Genomic DNA, 19,405 nt, shown 5'->3' on the forward strand with positions numbered 1-19,405 from the left:
CCACCTCGAGGGGCGGCGAGATGCTGTGCAATGGCTGGGCAACGGCCTGCAGCGAATGCAAAGCACCGGCTGCTTTGGGGTCAACTTGACTCGCTATCGTCAAGTTGATAGTGACGACGACCTTCAATCCCAAGCGTTGCGCATTGAGTTCTTCACCCTGTGCTCTTGCTGTGCTCGTTGCTCGCATTCGACGATGACCGCTTGGGTAGCCCACAGCATCAGCGAGCCAGTAGTGAGTTTCGCGGCAAATGCCTTAAGCTCGTTCAGCGACATCGTCCCTGTCGAAAATGGATATTGTGGCATGGTGAGTGGTCCTGGATACGGGAGAATCTCAACGTCCAAAGGAGTATCCGCGTGCATGCGGAAAGGAACCCCGACTGCTACGAAGGCCTTCCCACTTGCACCCGGAGCTTTTGGTGGACGGCGTGGGGACCGACGGCGACTTGATTCTCGACATGGCACGAGTTCGGCGGGCACAACGGCGCGTCTTGCGACGGCATGATATGAGCATCTCATCAAGGAAGGTATCGTTGTGCCTGAACTCAGATGCTATGATCGCGTCGAATTTAGTACGCACCGGAGCGGAATGCCACCCGATTGTCGTCATCAGGCTCGCAGTCCAGTTCGAGTCTCGGGCATCGAAGCAGGTGGGAGTAGGGTGGCGCGGCATGCTGGTTCGCTTTCCTAGAATGTCCCGTTGTGTTCGGGGCGCAGCTTCCGGAAAAGTCCGGGTTGGGTTTACACGCCCAGTTGCTTAGCTGCTAAGTCCTTCATTATTTCTTCCGCTCCCCCCCCAATCATCATTACCTTGACCTCGCGATACAGCCGCTCTACACGGCTGCCGCGCATATAACCCATCCCGCCCAGCAACTGCACTGCGCGATCCGCGCAAAACTGGAAAGTACGTGTGGCCATGTTCTTGGCCATCGCGATTTGCGCCACTGGCGAGGCGCCGTCGTCCAGGCGTGCGGCCAGATCGTCAAGTAGGGCGCGCGTGGATTCGATGCGAGTGGCCATGTCCACCAGCTGGTGGCGAACCACCTGGTGGTCGGCCAGCCGCTTGCCGAAGGTGCGCCGCTCACGCGCCCACGCCAGCGCGTCGTGGAAGCATACCTGCGCATAGCCGCAGGCTGCTGCCGCGAGCGCCAGGCGTTCGTGGTTGAAGTTCTTCGTGATGGCGGCAAAACCCTTGCCTTCCTCGCCGATCAGGTTTTCCACGGGTACGCGGCAATCGTCGAAGAACAGCTGCGCGGTGTCGGATGCCCACCATCCCATCTTCTTCAATGGCGTGCGCGTCAGGCCCGGGGTATCGCTCTCGATCAGCAGCAGCGATACGCCGCTTGCGCCCGGGCCGCCGGTGCGGACCGCGACCGTGAAGTAGTCGGCCCGCATGCCTGAGGTGATGTAGAGCTTGGTGCCATTAACAACGTAATGGTCGCCGTCGCGCCGAGCGCTAGTGGACAACTGCGCCACGTCGGAACCGGCATCGGGCTCGGTGATGGCAAGCGCGGAGATTTTCTCGCCGGAGAGGATCTGTGGCAGCACGCGTGTCTTCAGCGCCTCGCTGCCCACTGCCGCAATCGGTGGTGCGCCGATGGTGTGCGAGAACAGCCCCGACGCGATCCCGCCCGAGCCGCCCCAGGCGCGCTCCTCGAACAAAATCATGCGATAGAAGGCATCGCATGGCGCGCCACCGTATTGTTCCGGGAAGCCAGGCTGGAGCAGGCCGGCTTCGGATGCCTTGTGGTAAAGCTCGCGCGGGAAGCTGCCTGCTTCGTCCCACGCCTCTGCGTTGGGGGCGACCTCTTTCTCGAAGAAGCGGCGCACACTGGCGCGGAAGGCTTCATGGTCGGCGCTGTAGTAGCGCGGATTGGGCGGTTGCAGAATCATGGTATCGGTCATTCCATGGTCGGCGCCAGGCACTGCGGCAGCGTATAGAGCGGGAAGCCGTTGAAGGGCTCGGAGCGCTGGTGCTCGGGCTGCGGCCAGGTGTGCTTGGCGTTGGGTACGCCGCCGTCGACACGGATCGTGGAGCCGGTGATGAAGGCCGCTGCCGGCGAGAGCAGGAACACGACTGCCGCGGAGACTTCGGCTTCCGTGCCCAGTCGCTGCAGTGGCACCTTGCGCGCCAGCTGGCGGATCTTGGCCTGGAACTCGGCCGGATAGGTGTCGAAGCCGCTTGAGGCGATCCAGCCCGGCGCCACCGCGTTGACGCGCACGCCAGCGGCGGCCCATTCGCAGGCAGCCGTTTCGGTGAAGGACAGCATGCCGGCGCGGGCCGCACCCGAATGGCCCATGCCCGGCATGCCGTTCCACATATCGGCAATGATGTTGACGATGGAGCCGCCATTGCCTTCCATCCATTGAGTGAAGCATTCGCGTGCCACAAGAAAGCCACCTGTGAGATTGTTGCGAATCACGGCTTCCCAGCCCTTCAGGCTGATGTCGCGCAGCGGCGACGGAAACTGACCGCCGGCGTTGTTGAAGAGCCCGTTGACGCTGCCGTGCGCGGCTAGCACGGCGGCCACCGTCTCGCGCACCTGCGCCTCGTCGCGGATGTCGCAGGTGTGCAGCGTGATGCGGCTGGCAGCTTCGGGGTCGGCAACGATGATCTCGGCTTTTACTTGCTCGAGTTTCTCCAACTTGCGGCCGGCTAGCGCGAGGCGTGCGCCAAGGCTTGCCAGCTCGTGTGCGGTACAACGACCAATGCCGCTGCCTGCGCCGGTCACGAGGACAGTGCGGCCGACGAATAGCTCGCGATGGAAGATAGAACGATATTGCACGCTGGTCTCCGGGATCATGGATTGGCCGTCAGTCCGAGGCGCTTGACCAGCTTGCCCTGGCTCTCATAGCGCTGGCGCGCGAAGGAGGTGTAGTCGGCGCTGTTAAGGTAGGCGGTTTCCTGATCGAGCCGTTCCAGTAGCTTCTGCAAGGTGGGGTCGTTCAATGCCTTGCGAAACGCGTCGTGCAGCACCTGCACGGCCTGCGGCTCCATGTTGCGCGGCCCGGCGATGCCGAATGGCGATGTCGACACCATGTCGATGCCGACATCGCGCAGCGTTGGTACGCGCGGCCAGCGCCGCGAGTGTTCGGCGGTCCATAGCACCAGCCAGCGCGCCTTGCCACTGTCGACATACGGGCCAATGCCGCCCGCCGTGACAGCGAGGTCGATATGGCCGCCCATCAGAGCGGTGATGATCTCGGATTCGCCCTTGTACGGCACATGGTTGAACTGGATGTCGAGCTTCTGGCCGATCTCCTCCATCGTCACATGCATGGTGCCGTTGGTGCCCGTGCTGCCGTAGCTGATCTTGCCGGGGCGCTTGCGAGCATCCTCGACCAGGTCCTGCCAGGATTTCCACGGCGCGTCGGCCCGCACCGCCACGCCCAGCGTGTAGCCGGTCAGGTGGATGACGTAGGTAAAGTCCCGCAGCGGATCGAACGGCGTCTTCTGCAAGTGCGGCAGCCGGAACACCGGCTCGGGCATCACGGTCAGGGTGTAGCCGTCTGGCTTCGCGCGGGCCACCACGTTGGCGCCGAGAACGCCGGCCGCGCCCGGTCGGTTCTCCACGATCACGGGCTGCCCCAGCGTCTTGCTGGCGCCGTCGGCCAGCGTGCGCACCAGCGTATCGGTGGCCCCGCCGGCCGCGAACGGAACGATCAGCGTAACAGGCCGTGTAGGAAAGGCGCTGGCGAGCGCCTGGTTCGATGCCAGTGCACCAAGTGGCGCCAGCGCCCACAGCGTCAGTAGCCCGAACGCGTCGCGGCGCCGGCGGTCGATGGTTTCCGTCGGTTGGGTTGGATCGCGCGTCATTGCGTATCTCCGTTTTGAATCGGTTGCTGCATCAGGACCAGCGCATCGAGGGCCACGGCACCGCGCCCGGCATCACGCACCAGCAGGGGATTCACTTCCATTTCGGCGAGGCGGTCACCCAGCGACATGGCTGCGTCAGACAACGCGGCAATCGCGTCGGCGGCGGCGCCGATGTCTGCCGGGGGTTTGCCGCGAAATCCTGTCATCAGCCGATACCCGCGCAGGCTGGCTAGCATCTCCTGCGCCATGGTGCGGTCCACCGGCAGCAGCCGGTGCGCCACATCGTGGAAGACCTCAGTGAAGATCCCGCCCAGGCCCACGGTCATGGCCGGACCGAAGACAGGGTCGCGCGTCACACCCACGATCAGCTCGCACACGCCGCTCGCCATTTGCTGTACCAGCACGCCACGCTGGCGTGCCTGCGGCATGGCTTGCGATGCGGCTGCAATCACCTCTGCCACAGCCTTTTGCACCTGCTGAGCGTCAGCCAGTCCGAGCCGTACGCCGCCGACCTCCGTCTTGTGAACGATATCGGGGCTTAGCACTTTCACTACGACCGGGAAGCCGATGACTTCGGCGGCGCGGGCGGCGTCCTCGGGCGTGGCTGCGGCGGCCTCGGCGCCGGCTGGCACGCCGAAGCCCGCCAGCCACTGCTTGGCCTGATGCTCGTCCATGGGGCTGGCCGGCAGAGAGCCCGCTGCGTGGGCGCTCGGCCGCGCGCGCAGTGCCATCCAGTGCGCGGCCGGCGCCGCCGTGCCGAGCCAGCCCACGTACGTACCGAGGGCCCTGGCCGCGCGCGCGCAATCGGGGAACAGAGCGACCCCGGCGGCGGCCAGACTGGCGCGGCTTGCAGGCTCGCCGGTGGTAGCGACGACAATCAGGCGATCGGTCTTGCCTGCCACCTCGATCAGTTCGTCGGCCATGCGGTCGAGGAGGTAGGCGGTAGCGTAGAGGAAGATGACGTCGACGCCGTCAGTGGCGGCAAGATTGTCCAGCACGGCAAAGGCCAGGCCGCTCCGGTTGAACAGCTGGCCGGTCAGGTCGACGGGATTTGCCACCGCTCCGAGTTCCGGGGCGCCCGCTTGTAGGCGCTGCTGTACGGCCTCGGGAAGCCGCGGCACTTCGAGCCCGGCTGCGCTGAGCAGGTCGGCAGACAGAGCACCCATCGCGCCTGATACGGATGCCACCACTACCCGGCGCCCGGCGCCGCGATGGCGGAAGCCGGTCAGGTAGGCCAGGTCGGCTAGGTGGCCCGGATCACCGGCCTGCATCGCGCCAACCTGGGCGAAGGCGGCGCGGTAGATGGCCTGGTTGCCGGCCAGCACCGCCGTATGGGATTGCGTGGCCGCCGAACCGGCCTCGCTCTCACCGGCCTTCAGCAGGATCAGCGGCTTGCTCGCCGCGCGCAGGCGCGCAGCGGCACTGAGGAAGCGGTTGCCGTTGCGCAGGCCTTCCACGTAGCCAACCACGGCGCCGGTCTGCGCGTCGTCCGCGAGGTAATCGAGGTAGTCCGCATAGTCCAGGCAGGCTTCATTTCCAGTATTGATGAACTGGTGGAAGCCGACGTCCATCTGCCTCGCCGTAGCGTAGACAATGGCGCAAACATTGCCGCTCTGCGTCAACAGGCTAACGGCACCCGGCCCATCCTGTGGCGGGAAGGCGCGGAAGGTTGTGGCAAATGCGGTAACGGCGCGCGTGGTAAGGTTGGCCAGGCCCATGCAGTTTGGTCCGGCAATTGCCATGCCACTCTCCCGGGCGAAGGCCGCCAGTGCGGCCTGGCGTTCAGCGCCGGCGTCACCGGCCTCGGCAAAGCCCGAGGCGTAAATGATGGCTGCTCGAATTCCCCGGGCGTGGCAGCGATGTAGCTGTGATAGCACTTCGTCCGCGGCAAGCGCGAGCACCGCCACGTCGGGCGCCTGCGGCAAGGATTCGACATCGGGATAGCACGACAGTCCTGCGATTTCCTGATATCGGGGGTTGACTGGGTACACCAGGCCCTTGTAGTCGAGGCGCTGCAGGTGGTCCAGCGCCACGCCGCCAATGCGGCTGGTATCGCGCGATGCGCCGATGATGGCAATCGAGGCGGGATCAAGCAGGTGCGACAGGGCGGCGCGACCGCTTGTGTTCGGCGTTTCGGAAAATGGCATTGGTGGCTCCATACTCCTTTTATCCTTCAGCTACGGGAAGCTGACCTATTCAAGCCCATCGTATCGGCGAGGACAAGCGTACAGGCCCCAGTTGTGCGCATTGTGCACACTAGATTGCGCTGACGGGCAACGCTGTCGCAGCAGTTCACGCGCGCCTTCTCTTCGAACCTTCCGAGAGATCAGCCTCTAGAGGAGCTTGGGCAATGTTTACCCGTATCCGAGAGCGGTCCGTTGAATTGGGCGAACAGTGTGACCAACCTTGCTGAGCAGGGTCGCTTCAAAATACGAAAAACGGTCGTTGTGAGCCAAAAACCCGGATTTTGATGAAGGACGCGCTGAGGGGCCTTGCTCGCTATGGGTGAAAATCCCCATTCACTATTTCAGGTAGGCCCGGCGCTGGTCCAACTCGCTTCATAGCACCGGTGGAAGTGCAAAGTGATCTTCTGTTCCCGTCATGAACCGGGGTATCGCTTTCGAGCTTGGAGGGGCGTCGGCAACGGCATCAGCCGCTTTAGCTTGGCAACTCTGTCCTTGCCAGTAGTTGGAACGGCCGACATTTCGCTTCGCCCGGTGGGCGCTGCTCCGAGCAATGTCAAGCCGTGCTTCGACCGCATCTTGCTCGAGCCGATGGGAGTGGGCCTCTCCAAGCTTAGGCTGGAAGCCACGGGCAATTTGTAGAAAGAACCAGCAGCTGCACACCGCGATCAGCAATCATCGAACAAGCGACAGCGACTTTCGACACCGGCGATCAGCGTGTGGAAACGCGCGTGCCTCAGGCTGCCATGCTTCCTCAGGTTCGCTCACCGGATACGGTGGTGTGGTCAGTCCCCCACTATGTCGCAGCAGTGGCGCCGAACTGAACACTTTACGTAACGCTCACTGGACCGTGATCGCGGAGTGCCGTGGCCATTCTGCGCGATGCAACTCGGCAACTGCCTCGCGTCCCAGGTCGGCGCTCTTGCATAGCGCTAGCACCGCGGGGTACATCGCCACCGCGATTCGTCCAATCCGACGACGGCCACAGTCGGGCCGAAGTCGTATGCTGGCCGGAGAATAGCCAGCGACTGGCGTCAGTGCTGCCATTGATACAGGAGACTGAAGCATGAAGCAGGGCAGGCGTCGTGTATTGAAGCAACTCGGACTTGGGCTTGCTGCGAGTCCCTTTGGCGGTATCGGGCTTGGAACGGCCGTCGCACAGGAAATCGCGTATCCCAAGAACGCGGTGCGGGTGGTGCTGCCGCTTTCGGCGGGCGGCTCCAGTGATGTGGCATTCCGGGTGCTGGCGGATGGCCTGTCCAAGGCCTGGGGCAAGCCGGTCGTGGTGGACAACCGCCCGGGCGCTGGCGGCATGATCGGCGCCGACGCAGTAGCCAAGTCTGCACCGGACGGCTACACCTTGTTGGCCACGTTAACCAATCTGGTGCAGGCCCCGGCACTCTTCGGCAAGGCCCCCTATAATGCGCTGCGTGACTTCTCTCCGATCGCTGAGCTGGCGACGCTGAATCTGGTGTGGGTAGTGCAAAAAGAACTGCCCGTGACCGACATCAAGAGCCTGATCGAATAGGCCAAGAAGCAGGGCCAGCCACTGCCTTATGGGACCTACGCCGTCGGCGGTACCGCCCATTTGCTGATGGAGACCTTCGGACGCGCCTATAGGTTGCCGCTGGTCCATGTGCCCTACAAAGGCGAGGCGCCACTGCTCAATGACATGCTCGGTGGCCAGGTGCAAGTCGGCATCCTCGGCCCTGGCAACGCCAGACAGCACGCTGGCCGCCTGCGTGCTATCGCCGTCAGCGGCATGTGCCGCTCGCCCTTCCTGCCAGACGTGCCTACCTTCAAGGAGCAGGGATTTACAGGTCTGGAGCGTCAGGGCTGGTTCGGATTGTTTGCGCCCGCGGGCACGCCGGCAACCATTGTCGAGAAGGTTAGTGCCGATGTGAACAAGTTGATGATGGTGCCCGCCATCCGCACGCGCGTGGGCGAGACCGGCTACGTCCTCACCGGTGGTACGCCGGCCGCTTTCGCCAGCACGGTGAAGACCGACGAAAAGTTTTGGAAGGAAGTCATTGCTGCGTCGAATATCCATCTGGACTAGTGCTTTGCCGTCGCTTTTGTGTCTGCCGTGAAAGCGGCAGAGCGAAAAGGTGTTACGAGCGTACCGCGGGTCTCGTCTTATTCGAGGCAATTTGCGGGGCCGCTGCACAGCATTGCGAGGTGGACCTGCAGGAGCCCATGCATGTCAATTCGGCCCGAAGAAGTGGTTGTGGGTTATTCGCATGCGGGTTGATCGAGGGAAAGTCGAGCTTTGCGGCGATCAGGAAGAGCACGGTGCCAGAACTGTCAGTGCAGCTCTAGCGGAGTCTCTGGCCTCAGTTCGGCCAGAAGCGCTTTTACGAACAAAAGGCAAGCAACATGTCAGATCGTTATCCTCATATTTTTGAGCCGCTGGACTTGGGTTTCGTCACGCTGAAGAACCGCATTCTCATGGGTTCGATGCATACTGGACTGGAGGAACAACCAGACGCATACGAGCGCATGGCGGCCTACTATGCCGAACGTGCTCGCGGTGGCGCTGGGATGATCGTCACCGGCGGCGTCTTCCCAAATATCGAGGCTGGTCGCGGATCTAAGCTGTCTACGCCTGAGGAGGCGGCGCAGCATCGCCTGGTGACTGACGCCGTGCATGCGGCGGCCTCCGACGTGAAGATTTGCATGCAGATACTTCACACCGGGCCCTTGGCCAATACACCCGACTGCGTAGCGGCATCAGCGGTGAAATCACGCGTTGGACGATACACGCCGAAGGAACTGACAGAGGACGGCATTGCAAAGGTGATTGCAGATTTCGCGCAATGCGCGCGCATGGCGCAGCTTTCTGGCTACGACGGCGTTGAGATCATCGGCTCGGCCGGCTACCTGATCAGTACTTTCCTGGTGGAGAAGACAAATCTGCGCACTGATCGGTGGGGAGGACCATGGGAACACCGCATGCGTCTGGCCCTTGAAGTGGTCAGGGCCGTTCGCTCCGCTGTCGGGACTGATTTCATCCTGGTGTTTCGCATCCCGGCAATGGATATGCTGGAAGGCGGCCTAGCGTGGGCAGAGGTTGTGTCTCTGGCTCAGGCTCTTGAATTGGAGGGCGTCGACATCCTGAGCACCCACTTCTGTTGGCATGAAGCACGAGTTCCCACCATTGCCACCATGGTGCCACGCGCTGCCTTCAGCAGTGTGACCGGACGGCTGCGTAAGCTGGTGAAGATACCGGTCATCACCAGCAACCGGATCAATATGCCGCAGACTGCCGAGGATGTGCTGGCGCGTGGCGACGCGGACCTGGTTTCGATGGCTCGGCCAATGCTCGCCGATCCCGACCTTGTCGCCAAGACGCGTGAGGGCCGTGAAGACGAAATCAACACGTGTATAGGATGCAATCAGGCTTGTCTGGATCACACATTCAGCGGCGGGAAGCAAGTCACTTGCCTGGTGAATCCCCGTGCATGCAACGAAACTAAGCTGAGGTTGGTGCGTGCGCAGCGCAGGAAACACATTGCGGTAGTTGGTGCCGGTCCGGCGGGCCTTGCCTTTGCTACGACAGCAGCCCAACGCGGGCATCGCATTACCTTGTTCGATAAGGCGGCGGAGATCGGGGGGCAGTTCAATCTAGCCAAGAAGATTCCCGGAAAGGAGGAGTTTCAGGAAACCCTTCGCTACTTCGGTCGCATTGTGGAGAAGCTGGGTATCTCGTTGCGGCTGAATACGCTTGCCGATGTGGAGATGCTGAAAGCAGCCGGCTTTGATGAGATAGTCGTTGCCACAGGCATCAGCCCACGCATTCCCGAGTTGCCCGGCATCGAGGACGCAAAGGTCGTCCCCTACATCGACGCGATTCTGGGCCACAAACCTGTTGGCAAGCGTGTCGCTATTATGGGAGCCGGCGGAATTGGCTTTGACGTCGCTTCCCTTATCACACACGCAGGCATATCGGCGGCACTCGACATTGAAACGTTCGCCCGCGAGTGGGGCATCGATTTCAGAAATCACCCGCCCGGCGGTGTAACCGGCGTGGTACCTGTGGTAGCGAAATCCGAACGCGAAGTATGGCTGATGCAGCGAAAACTAGACACGCTGGGAAAGAATCTGGGGCGGACAACGGGCTGGACGCATCGGATTGCCCTTCAGCGACGCGGAGTGCATATGGTCGCGGGGGTTGAATACCTCAAGATCGACGCCGCCGGCCTACACACCCTCGTCAATGGCGAGCCGCAGCTCTTTCCAGTCGACACCATCATCGTGTGCGCTGGCCAGACGCCGCTACGCACCTTGTATGATGGCTTGCGTAGCGCTGGTGTGCCAGCTAGCCTAATAGGCGGTGCTTACGAGGCGGCCGAGCTGGATGCCAAGCGGGCGATTGACCAGGCGACCCGGATGGCGCTGGAGGCATAGAACTACGTCAACGTGGGCGATGCAAGCGCGCTGTTATGCTCCGGCCATATGGCTTTTTCTCGGGGTGGAAGTCGCGCTTGAAGTTTCTCGGGCGTTACACACGCCGAGAGTGGTGTAGGCCCAGGCTGGATATCGACACCGCGTTCAGCCTGCAGTTTTCGCCAAGCCGCCCCCTGCAGGCGAAGTGTCCGAATCTTTTGAGGTGCTCTCAATGTGGTCTTTGGCATTCCTGCGGAATACTGCCGAAAGAATCGGGACGAAGCGGGCAGCACAAGCTCCGTGGGTTTCCCTCTTAACGTAGAGCGAAGGAATTGTGCCACCGTCTCGACTTCCATAGCTGCGGCCCCTGTGGGCAATTGCGGTGGCACTTTTGCTTTCACTTAGACGGAAGGCAAAAGTGCCATTTCGCACACAGTGCGCCTGAAGTTTGCCACTTCGCAACTTAGTCTTCGAGACCTGTCCCTAAGGTCTTGATCGATGGGAAATTTCCCGCAGTTCTCCGAGCCGGTCGCGCTTTCCCGACCCCCTGACGCACACCGGTTGGAAGCCTTCAGCCCGAAGCTGGGACGGCGGTTGACGTTCTACCGGCGCGCACTGCTTGACCTGTGGCTTGCCGATTTCTGAGTTCAATACGTCGACCGACAAGAGCTGGTTCTTCTCGCAGACGCCGGTATGGGGCGAGAGGGCAGCGTCGGGTAAGCAGGAACTGGTCGAGGCGGCGTTCTCAATCGGCAGCATGTCGTCGGCCGACCTCGCGGCCGCGCGCGTTTGGATGGGCGAGCGCAATCTCGTCGATTAGCACCTGGTTTGCGATTGCAGATCCAGAAGCCTGGCTAACGAACGCTGAGGGCACTGTGTGAATTTATCGGTTGTTTCGTCGATGCCGGTCCCGGGTACTGTCCTGATAAGCGCCCGTAATATTCAGTAGCCGGCGGATGATGATCCGCGTGCCCGGATCCCGTTCCACGCGCAGCGCGTAGGACTGGGTTTTGACAATGCTGAATGTGCCGGAGGCGCACACAGCGTTGCTCGAGCAAGCAGCGGTTCATGCGGCCAAGATGGACAAGAATGCGGCGAGGGGACGGAAATCAATGGTGACCAGCGCGTCGCGCACGCCGGCGGCGCACCAATGCGGTAAAACCCAGGCTCGCTAAACACCGAGCCGGAAGCGGTTGGCTAGCTCTTCCACGATCGATGCCTGCAGTCTGTCGCGAGAAATCTTGAGCGAATCGCGATCTGCGGTCGACGCCATCCAGCGCTTGAAGTCGACAAACGCCGCTGGACTGATCGTCGTCATCCGCGCCATCCTGCCGGTCACGGACACGATGGGTGCAGAGAATGAAGGCGCCCCCAGCAAGACATTTGCGCGTCGCGCCTGCACTGCCCAGAGGTCGTCTTCGTCGTCTGTCAGTTGGAGCGGGTGGGGGTCAAGATCGGCGGCCTCGCGACGCAGGATGTTCACCTCGAAGCCTTTTGCGTTCACTGCCGTAAAGAGTTGATCATCCCGAATCTCGAACGTGCTAACTACCTTGCGTAGGAGGTCCAGCATCGAGAGATCCAAGTTCTTCATTCGGGAGGCAAACTGCACGCGTTTGCGCGTATCCCAAAGAGGATCGACGTCGCGAGTGGCGAGAGCGCGCTCCTTCAGGCGAACACCGGCCGCGGCTTCATACGCATAGAGAGCATGCGTCCCAATCACGATGAAATGCTCGGCGATATTGAGCCGTGTCATCACGTGAAGGATAGCCACAAGAATGTCTGGAGCCCGGCCAACTCGGATCGCTCGGTTCAGCCGCCGGTGCCGGTCGAGCTCGTTTGCGAGCGTCTTGAGCCCGGCCTCCGCGGCTTCCTTACGCGCATTGAAACGCGAGTACATGTCCTCCTGCGTGTCTCGGTGCCGCTCATCATCCTCGCTGTGCAGATAGCCGCTGGTGGTGGAGATTGAGTTGTGCCCAAAATTGTCCCGCACGTAGCGTAGGTCGACCTGCTGGTCGATCATGTGCGAGCCGGCGGTGTGGCGCAGCCAGTGGGCCGAGGCACTGGCCAGGACATCGGCCTACGCTTCCCATTCGGGCCCGCGCACGCAGGCGCGCTGCCGCCAGGCGAACACTTCCTTCAAGATCAGGTGCAGCGCGCCGCGTGACAGGCCCGGGTGACGATCCACGCGCCCCTCGCGTTGCCCGCGCCCGATCATCGGCAGCACCAGCGGCAGCGCCTCGCCGGGCTGCGGAGTCGGGAGCAGGTCGTTGGCGCGGCGGTAGCGCGCCCGTTCGGCGATCAGTTCATCGGTGTCCGGCACCAGCCGGGCCTTTGATCAGGCGACTGCGAAAACCAAGGCATTCCGGCCCTTACCCGGGCCGTTACTGGCATTTCGCGGACGATGGCCGCATGCTAGTCTGATCTAGTCCGGTTAAACACGCCCCCCAATGCCGATGATTTCCTCGATCAACGCCGTGACACTCGCCACCCACGACATGTCGCGAGCCGTTGCCTTCTACCAGGCGCTCGGATTCCAGATCCGCTATGGATGCGCCGATGCGGAATTCACCAGCTTCCACGCGGGCATGGGCTATCTCAACCTGATTGCGCAGCCTGTCAGCCGGCAATGGTCGTGGGTGGGGACGCATCATTTTCCATGTCGACGATGTCGACGCCATCCACCAACGGGCGCTCGAACACGGGCTGTGTCCCGAGGCCGTCCCGCGCGATGCCGAGTGGGGCGAGCGGTACTTCCATATCAGCGATCCCGACGGCCACGAGCTGAGTTTTGCGAGACTGCTGGTGGGGTGAGCAAACGTCTTGGCTGGCTCACGCGCCGGCACCGACGTGGTGACTAAGATCTGGCCAATACGCGATTCTCTGCAGCGCGGAGCAGCACCGTCGACGGCTGAAGCTGTTGGATTATGTGGGCGGCAGATACGCCGAGGACCTGCTCGGCTACGAACGCTTCCTGGCCGGACCCGCAACCGGCCGCCCACTGGATCTTGGGGTCTTGGCCGGCACCAGGAAAAAGCGCGCGCGCGGCACCCGGACTGCCGTCCCACTTTGACGGAATCATCGGGGCCGCTGTCGCCGGCCAGCGTGCGCCAGGCGCTGGTGATCCTGAGCGCGCTGTTCGCCTTGTTGACCGAAGACGACTACCTCGCCGGCAATCCGCTGGCGTAGAACAAAGTAATTCTGTCACTCCGGAATCCGGCTGATGGCGTCTTTCACCTGCGCCTGGTTGGCCATGGCGCGGATAGAGCGCAGCGGGTGGGACTTCGGCACGAAAGCCTCCTGCCGCCTCATGGTGAATAAGCTTTCCGTGAAGGTGTCAGCGCCGCGCATGAATCTGGGGTTGGGTGGAGTCCTCAGATCAACGCTTCAGCCTGTCGTGGCGCCGACATTCCCTGGAGGTACTTCAGCGGCACTGCTAGTGCTGCGGGGGATTGCAGCGGCACAGCGAAAGTCGTCGAAACAGACACGTCGAGGCCGAAAAACAGCGCTACAGAGGGCGCTGTCAGGGCTTATTCTCCCATTCTGAAAGCTGCGCTTGGCGAGAGAGCAAACGCATAGCGGTATAGTAGTCCGGAGGATCGATTGTCATCCCAAAGCAATCTTTCTCGCCGCTTTCAAATCTTCTCAACACATCTATGGCGGCTGCTTGCTCAGCATCGGAAAGAGAGAAGGCCGCGTGGATATAGGTCACCTGTTGAGGGTAAACGGTGCATCGAGCTTTCAATCCAATGCGGCGGGCCCAAGCAAGATCGGCTTTGATCGCGTTGGAGTCGTTGTAGCTAAAGGGGCAATCGATTGGAACGCAATCGGCTGCGGTACAGTCTACCTGGAAGCGGGAGCGCACGTGACGCAGTTCAATGGCATCCGCGCCGCGAACTACATCAAGGCTCGCACTGAGGTCCTCGGCTGCCAATAGGCATGCTGTAACACGCTGACTCGCTCCAAGGATCGACTGAATATTGACCACGCCCCGAGCGGACTCGAGCGTTGGCACAATCTCGGTGGTTCCGTGCGCGAGAGAGAACGCCTTCTCAAGCTTGGATATTTCTTCATCCAGCTCGATGATCTGGGCCGCTCTTTCGACATGCGGAAGAAAAATTGCGGCCGGCGCGCTAGGCATGACGCCCCGCAAGTCTTCTTTGCCACCGCGGCCAAGCTGGTTGACGCGTACTGCTCCTACGACACCGCTCTGTCTGCACTCAGCCATAAGATCCTGGATCGCCACATATGCCTGTGGCCGCTCGTCTGCTTTCGTGAACTCTTCAAGATCTGCGACTACGACGTCGGCGCGGACTTCTAGCGCTTGTCGGTGCCGTTGCCTGTCAAGGCCCGGAACAAAAAGCCAGCTTCGCCTGAGGTGCGGTGGCCGCAACTTGGGATCTGATGCCATAGACAATATTATTCTTTTGGTAAAGGTGCGATATCTAACACTGTTCGGACCGGATTTCCTTCTCTTAGCCTGGCCAAGACGGCAGGTTCGGCGGCGTCAGAGGCGAGTGCTGTGTCAACCGTTGTTGCTGCAGCATCGACGGCGAGAACCAGGACGCCGTTATCGTCAGCTACAATGATTTGACCTGGGTGAATTTCTACGCCGCCGCACAGAATAGGTACATTTACAGCGCTTCCATCAGCGTCGATTTTTTTGGTCGTAAGCGCTGTGGTTCCCCGAGCAAATACGGGTAGCCGCATTTCTTTGAGTTCGGTGATATCCGTTACGAGGCCGTCAACGATGACCCCTTTTGCGCCGACGCTTTGAAGGGCTGTGCCAGTAACCGCCCCAACACACGCATGTGTCCTGTTGCCACAGCAATCGATAACGAGCACATCGCCTGGACGCAACACAGCTAAAGCCCGGTTAACTGCGTAGGCATTCGGGCTCGCCAATTTCAATGTGACGGCCGTACCGACTACCCGCGCGCCAGGCACGAGCGAGCGGACCTCATAGCTCATGAACCCGTCTTCAAGAAAATGTCCCAATGTGGGTAGGCTGACCCGTTCAAGCTTCGAGAGTAGTGCGAGTTCGCTTTCGCATTTCATTTTCAGCTTCCTGTTCCGAAAGAGGCATCTTCAACGCGAAGACGATACTCCGGTGTTTGCGAGAGCGTTGGCGTCCGAGGCACGAGACAGCGTTTCTGCCAGCATCAACAGTGCAGCGACGGAAAGAGCCGAGGAGCCGATCATGTACCATGCAACAGAAGATCCTTTGCCTGTAGCCGAGAGGAGAGCCGTCGTAATGATGGGTGTCGCGGCGCTGCCCAGTAGGCCGGAAAGCATATAGCTAATTGACAGACCGGAATAGCGCACCTTTGTCCCAAAAAGCTCGGCGAGAAAGGTGGCGATTGGACCATAGTTGGCTGCGAATGCACTCATCATCAGGAGGTAACCAAGCAGCGCAAAGCCAAAGCTCTTGGTATCGAGGAGCCAGAAGAGCGGGAATGCCAGAAGCGCTTCGGCAATAATGCCTCCAACAATTACGGGCTTCCTTCCCACCTTGTCAGACAACAGTCCAAACAAAGGGAGCAGGGCAATACACAGGCCGCAGGAAATCAACGCTATCGCAAGCATATGATTGCGGGAGAAGCCAAGGGTTTGTGTCCCGTATGTCAGTCCGAACGCGACGATCAGATTGAAAGCGGTGCCAGTGGACATGGTGGCCACTGCGCCGAGGATGACCTGCTTCCAAGATTTCGTCAGCACTTCCGCAAGTGGGATCTTAACTTGCGCTGAGTTCTCCTTTACTTTGCTGAAGGAGGGAGTTTCAGCCGTGTTCAGGCGAATGTACATGCCTACGCCAACGAGAAGAATGCTAGCCAGGAAAGGGATGCGCCAGCCCCAGGAGAGAAGGGCTTCATCGGAAAGCATTGCGTTGCTTGCGAGGAATGCTAAGTTCGCAATCAGGGTGCCGGCGGGGACCCCGATTTGGACCCAGGAACCGTAAAGACCACGGCGATTGGACGGTGCGTGTTCCACTGCCATGAGTACCGCGCCGCCCCACTCACCGCCAAGCGCTAAACCCTGGACAACGCGTAGCGTTAGCAATAGAACGGGGGCCCAAACGCCGATTGAGGAATAGTCAGGGAGAAGCCCGATTGCAAAGGTCGCGACCCCCATCATCACCAGCGAAACTAGGAGCATCGACTTCCGGCCCAGCTTGTCCCCAAAGTGCCCGAATAGGGCTGCTCCCACCATCCGAGCAAGATAAGCGGACGCGAAGGTGCCGAACGCGAGCAAGGTGCCAACGAGTGGGTCGAAAGCAGGGAAAAACACCTTGTTGAACACGAGCGCCGAAGCGGTCGCGAAAATGAACAAGTCGTACCATTCCACCGTTGTGCCAATGACGCTCGCGATGGCCACCCTCCGCATATTCACTGTGGGCGCACTTGCCGCTGCCGGCGTTGGCGTGTCGTGTGTCGTGTCCATAAAACCTATCCAAAGGGTAAGAGTGACAGAAGTTCGAGCGCTGAGAAGGCCATGCTTTCCTCGCGCGAACTGGTCTGACCACCCGATGTGTTTGGGATCCATGGGGTCCAAATGAGACGGGTGGTCCGGCCAATTGAATCCTACCTAAGACTGCCTTCTGCCGTTATAGGTACTAACGCTAGGTCTGGTGGCCTAGTGGCCGGACCATGGTGCTTGCGCCGTGGTAAGGCAGTCAAAACGAGCTGAAGGCTTAGGTCTGCAAATGGACTCGCAACAACCGAGGCTTCATTCGTTAACCTCCCGCGATGCGCGGGCAGTAATTGCCAAGAGATGGTAGGACATGGCGTGGCGCGCACGGATCGGGTCGCGTGCGATGATTGCAGCTACTACTCTGGAGTGTTCGTCAATGGCCTGGCGATAGTCTCCGGCATCGATAAAGTGCTTATCGAGCCCCTTGAAGAGCGCGCTGGCTTCGCACAATTGCCAGATGTGCATTACTACCGAAGCTAACGCAGTGTTTCCGCTTGCGGATGCAATTGCTTCGTGCAACGCACGGTCGTGCGCGAAGTCGCTCGCCTCAGGACTTTGGGTTGGGTCCATCTTGCGATGGGCCTCTTCAATAGCCGATAGTTGATCGCCGCTTGCATTAATTGCGGCCAGCGCAGCGCATTCCGGTTCGACTAAAGCACGTGTTTCTAACAGTTCGAAAGGGCTCATCTCTCGACCCTGATGCCAACTCGGTACTTCGGGATCGACGTCGATCAGCCGAGCATCATTTGGTACTGGCGGGCGATCTTTAGTGTCGACGACAAACACTCCGCTTCCTACTCTTACCTCCACAAAACCGCCGATCTCCAAGGCGATGAGAGCTTCACGAACCGTCGATCGGGCGACATTTAGTTGCTCGGCTAGCTCGCGTTCAGCCGGCAAGCGCGCTCCTGGCGGAAAGTACCCTGCGGCGATCTTTCTTGCTATTTGGTCGGCGATGAGGCGGTACAGGCGTTGTGCGGTTACGGCTTGAAGAGAGGACATTGAATTTTCTGGTGTGCCTGAACGGTCCGGCCAATTATAGCTCGAAGCTTCGAGCGCAGTCGTGTAGCCGGACGCCAACCCGCCGAGCCAGCGAGCAGAAAGTGCTCTATACGATCCTTTACCCACCTTCGCGCGGATTTGGCCCCATGAAACTCTTGCCTGTCGGACGAAATCTTGCCAAAATTGGTCAGGCCACCCGCCCAATTTTGGGGCACTAAGGGCACACTCACCCATTTTTTCTAAGTTACACGTAGCAGGCGGTCAGCGCCGCCCTAGTCAGGAGTCTCCATGAAAAACGCAGATTTGGTTCGTCGTAAAGACGCCGCAACTCCCCGCGGAGTTGGCGTAATGTGTAGTTTCTATGCCGAGCGAGCCGAGAATGCGGAGCTTTGGGACGTCGAGGGCAATCGGTACATCGATTTCGCTGCCGGCATCGCCGTGCTTAACACTGGTCACAGGCATCCTCGGCTCGTCGCAGCCGTACGCCAGCAGATGGACCGGTTTTCTCACACGGCGTATCAAATTGTGCCTTACGAGAGCTACATTGAGCTCGCGGAAAAAATCAACGCGCGCGCGGTCGGAGCATTCCATAAGAAAACGGCGTTCTTTACCACAGGGGCCGAGGCCGTGGAGAACGCCATCAAGATTGCACGGGCGGCAACGGGGAGGCCTGGTGTCGTTGCCTTCTCTGGCGGCTTTCATGGCCGAACCCTGATGGGTATGGCTCTGACCGGAAAAGTTGTTCCATATAAAGTGGGGTTCGGCCCATTCCCCGGTGATGTGTTTCATGCGCCGTATCCTAACAGTCTTCACGGAATTTCGGTCCAGGATGCGTTGCTCTCTATTCAACAGCTTTTCAAATCAGACATCGACCCGAAACGGGTCGCCGCTATCATTTTCGAGCCGGTGCAAGGTGAGGGCGGCTTTAATGTCGCACCGAAGGAATTCGTGCAAGGCCTCCGCGCGATCTGCGACGAGCATGGAATTCTCCTCATCGCTGATGAGGTGCAGACCGGATTTGGCAGGACGGGGAAACTATTCGCGATGGAGCATTTTGATGTCGCCCCTGACCTGACTACGATGGCCAAGAGCCTGGCAGGGGGCATGCCTCTCTCTGCCGTATGCGGTCGCGCGGAAGTGATGGACGCACCGGCACCCGGCGGACTCGGTGGCACTTATGCAGGGAATCCGCTAGCTGTTGCATCCGCTTTGGCGGTTATGGACGTGATCGAGGAGGAGAACTTGGTTGAGCGCGGGACGGTGCTTGGTAACCGGCTTCGAGATCGACTCGATGGCTTGCGCTCAAGAGTGCCGCAAATTGCGGAGGTTCGAGGTATGGGGGCAATGATCGCGGTGGAGTTTCAAAAAGCAGACGGTACCCCCGATGCTGAATTCACCAAGCAAGTCCAATCCCGGGCACTAGAGCGCGGCTTGCTGCTCCTGTCCTGTGGCGTGTACGGCAACGTTATTCGCTTCCTGTTCCCCCTTACCATATCCGATTCTGTTATGGATGAGGCCCTGGCCATCCTTGCTGAAACCCTGACTGCGTGAT

Annotated in this window: 13 protein-coding genes and 4 pseudogenes; 5 read left to right on the forward strand and 12 right to left on the reverse strand. The window is 60.6% G+C overall.

Going from position 1 to position 19,405, the window contains the following annotated elements:
* Positions 1-123: 123 nt before the first annotated feature.
* From ACOCMH_RS00285 to ACOCMH_RS00305, 5 genes are all read right to left on the reverse strand, one after another.
* Complete coding sequence (locus ACOCMH_RS00285; RefSeq protein ID WP_427306024.1) at positions 124-303, reverse strand: hypothetical protein; 180 nt, start codon at positions 301-303, stop codon at positions 124-126.
* A 435-nt stretch (positions 304-738) separates the two neighbouring features.
* Complete coding sequence (locus tag ACOCMH_RS00290) at positions 739-1,890, reverse strand: acyl-CoA dehydrogenase family protein (RefSeq protein ID WP_427306061.1); 1,152 nt, start codon at positions 1,888-1,890, stop codon at positions 739-741.
* Between the two features lie 8 nt (positions 1,891-1,898).
* Positions 1,899-2,783 (reverse strand): SDR family oxidoreductase, encoded by an 885-nt coding sequence (locus ACOCMH_RS00295; protein ID WP_427306025.1) that lies wholly within the window; start codon positions 2,781-2,783, stop codon positions 1,899-1,901.
* 14 nt (positions 2,784-2,797) lie between these two features.
* A complete protein-coding gene (locus ACOCMH_RS00300; protein WP_427306026.1) occupies positions 2,798-3,814 on the reverse strand; it encodes a tripartite tricarboxylate transporter substrate binding protein in 1,017 nt (338 codons plus the stop codon).
* Positions 3,811-5,961, reverse strand: a complete 2,151-nt coding sequence (locus ACOCMH_RS00305) for an acetate--CoA ligase family protein (RefSeq protein ID WP_427306027.1) — start codon at positions 5,959-5,961, stop codon at positions 3,811-3,813. The genes ACOCMH_RS00300 and ACOCMH_RS00305 overlap by 4 nt, the downstream gene beginning before the upstream one ends.
* Positions 5,962-7,063: 1,102 nt before the next feature.
* Here ACOCMH_RS00305 and ACOCMH_RS00310 point away from each other — a divergent pair.
* The 3 genes and pseudogenes from ACOCMH_RS00310 (at position 7,064) to ACOCMH_RS00320 (ending at position 11,203) form a co-directional block, all read left to right on the forward strand.
* Positions 7,064-8,056 (forward strand): annotated as a pseudogene (locus tag ACOCMH_RS00310) (Bug family tripartite tricarboxylate transporter substrate binding protein).
* Between the two features lie 317 nt (positions 8,057-8,373).
* Entirely contained in the window at positions 8,374-10,404 is a 2,031-nt protein-coding gene (locus ACOCMH_RS00315) for an FAD-dependent oxidoreductase (RefSeq protein ID WP_427306028.1), read from the forward strand.
* A 610-nt stretch (positions 10,405-11,014) separates the two neighbouring features.
* Positions 11,015-11,203 carry a hypothetical protein gene (locus ACOCMH_RS00320; RefSeq protein WP_427306029.1) on the forward strand — a complete coding sequence of 63 codons (189 nt, stop codon included), beginning with the start codon at positions 11,015-11,017 and terminating at the stop codon, positions 11,201-11,203.
* 351 nt (positions 11,204-11,554) lie between these two features.
* Here ACOCMH_RS00320 and ACOCMH_RS00325 read toward each other — a convergent pair whose 3' ends face one another.
* Together ACOCMH_RS00325 and ACOCMH_RS00330 are read right to left on the reverse strand one after the other, a co-directional pair.
* Positions 11,555-12,280 carry a GSU2403 family nucleotidyltransferase fold protein gene (locus tag ACOCMH_RS00325; RefSeq protein WP_427306062.1) on the reverse strand — a complete coding sequence of 242 codons (726 nt, stop codon included), beginning with the start codon at positions 12,278-12,280 and terminating at the stop codon, positions 11,555-11,557.
* Positions 12,281-12,286: 6 nt separating this feature from the next.
* A pseudogene (locus ACOCMH_RS00330) lies at positions 12,287-12,718 on the reverse strand (tyrosine-type recombinase/integrase); the annotation flags it as partial.
* Positions 12,719-12,836: 118 nt separating this feature from the next.
* On the opposite strand from ACOCMH_RS00330, the pseudogene ACOCMH_RS00335 reads away from it, so the two are divergent.
* Positions 12,837-13,194 (forward strand): annotated as a pseudogene (locus ACOCMH_RS00335) (VOC family protein).
* 417 nt (positions 13,195-13,611) lie between these two features.
* Here the strand turns inward: ACOCMH_RS00335 and ACOCMH_RS00340 are convergent.
* From ACOCMH_RS00340 to ACOCMH_RS00360, 5 genes and pseudogenes are all read right to left on the reverse strand, one after another.
* Positions 13,612-13,731: pseudogene (locus tag ACOCMH_RS00340) on the reverse strand (IS5/IS1182 family transposase); the annotation flags it as partial.
* A gap of 172 nt (positions 13,732-13,903) precedes the next feature.
* Positions 13,904-14,797, reverse strand: coding sequence for an HpcH/HpaI aldolase/citrate lyase family protein (locus ACOCMH_RS00345; protein ID WP_427306030.1), 894 nt, complete (start codon positions 14,795-14,797; stop codon positions 13,904-13,906).
* A gap of 2 nt (positions 14,798-14,799) precedes the next feature.
* Positions 14,800-15,438 carry an RraA family protein gene (locus ACOCMH_RS00350; RefSeq protein ID WP_427306031.1) on the reverse strand — a complete coding sequence of 213 codons (639 nt, stop codon included), beginning with the start codon at positions 15,436-15,438 and terminating at the stop codon, positions 14,800-14,802.
* A gap of 30 nt (positions 15,439-15,468) precedes the next feature.
* Positions 15,469-16,821 carry an MFS transporter gene (locus tag ACOCMH_RS00355; RefSeq protein WP_427306032.1) on the reverse strand — a complete coding sequence of 451 codons (1,353 nt, stop codon included), beginning with the start codon at positions 16,819-16,821 and terminating at the stop codon, positions 15,469-15,471.
* Between the two features lie 285 nt (positions 16,822-17,106).
* Positions 17,107-17,853, reverse strand: coding sequence for a FadR/GntR family transcriptional regulator (locus ACOCMH_RS00360; protein WP_427306033.1), 747 nt, complete (start codon positions 17,851-17,853; stop codon positions 17,107-17,109).
* A 288-nt stretch (positions 17,854-18,141) separates the two neighbouring features.
* Between ACOCMH_RS00360 and gabT the strand changes: the two genes are divergently transcribed.
* Complete coding sequence (gene gabT, locus ACOCMH_RS00365) at positions 18,142-19,404, forward strand: 4-aminobutyrate--2-oxoglutarate transaminase (protein WP_427306034.1); 1,263 nt, start codon at positions 18,142-18,144, stop codon at positions 19,402-19,404.
* Position 19,405 lies beyond the last annotated feature (1 nt).

This window comes from Cupriavidus sp. H39 (genome assembly GCF_050271075.1).
Classification (GTDB): domain Bacteria; phylum Pseudomonadota; class Gammaproteobacteria; order Burkholderiales; family Burkholderiaceae; genus Cupriavidus; species Cupriavidus necator_B.

Coding starts and splice junctions, on each gene's coding strand:
- ACOCMH_RS00285 (WP_427306024.1), bottom strand. CDS start 303: ATGCCACAATATCCATTTTCGACAGGGACGATGTCGCTGAACGAGCTT.
- ACOCMH_RS00290 (WP_427306061.1), bottom strand. CDS start 1,890: ATGATTCTGCAACCGCCCAATCCGCGCTACTACAGCGCCGACCATGAA.
- ACOCMH_RS00300 (WP_427306026.1), bottom strand. CDS start 3,814: ATGACGCGCGATCCAACCCAACCGACGGAAACCATCGACCGCCGGCGC.
- ACOCMH_RS00305 (WP_427306027.1), bottom strand. CDS start 5,961: ATGCCATTTTCCGAAACGCCGAACACAAGCGGTCGCGCCGCCCTGTCG.
- ACOCMH_RS00315 (WP_427306028.1), top strand. CDS start 8,374: ATGTCAGATCGTTATCCTCATATTTTTGAGCCGCTGGACTTGGGTTTC.
- ACOCMH_RS00325 (WP_427306062.1), bottom strand. CDS start 12,280: ATGTACTCGCGTTTCAATGCGCGTAAGGAAGCCGCGGAGGCCGGGCTC.
- ACOCMH_RS00350 (WP_427306031.1), bottom strand. CDS start 15,438: ATGAAATGCGAAAGCGAACTCGCACTACTCTCGAAGCTTGAACGGGTC.
- ACOCMH_RS00355 (WP_427306032.1), bottom strand. CDS start 16,821: ATGGACACGACACACGACACGCCAACGCCGGCAGCGGCAAGTGCGCCC.
- ACOCMH_RS00360 (WP_427306033.1), bottom strand. CDS start 17,853: ATGTCCTCTCTTCAAGCCGTAACCGCACAACGCCTGTACCGCCTCATC.
- gabT (WP_427306034.1), top strand. CDS start 18,142: ATGAAAAACGCAGATTTGGTTCGTCGTAAAGACGCCGCAACTCCCCGC.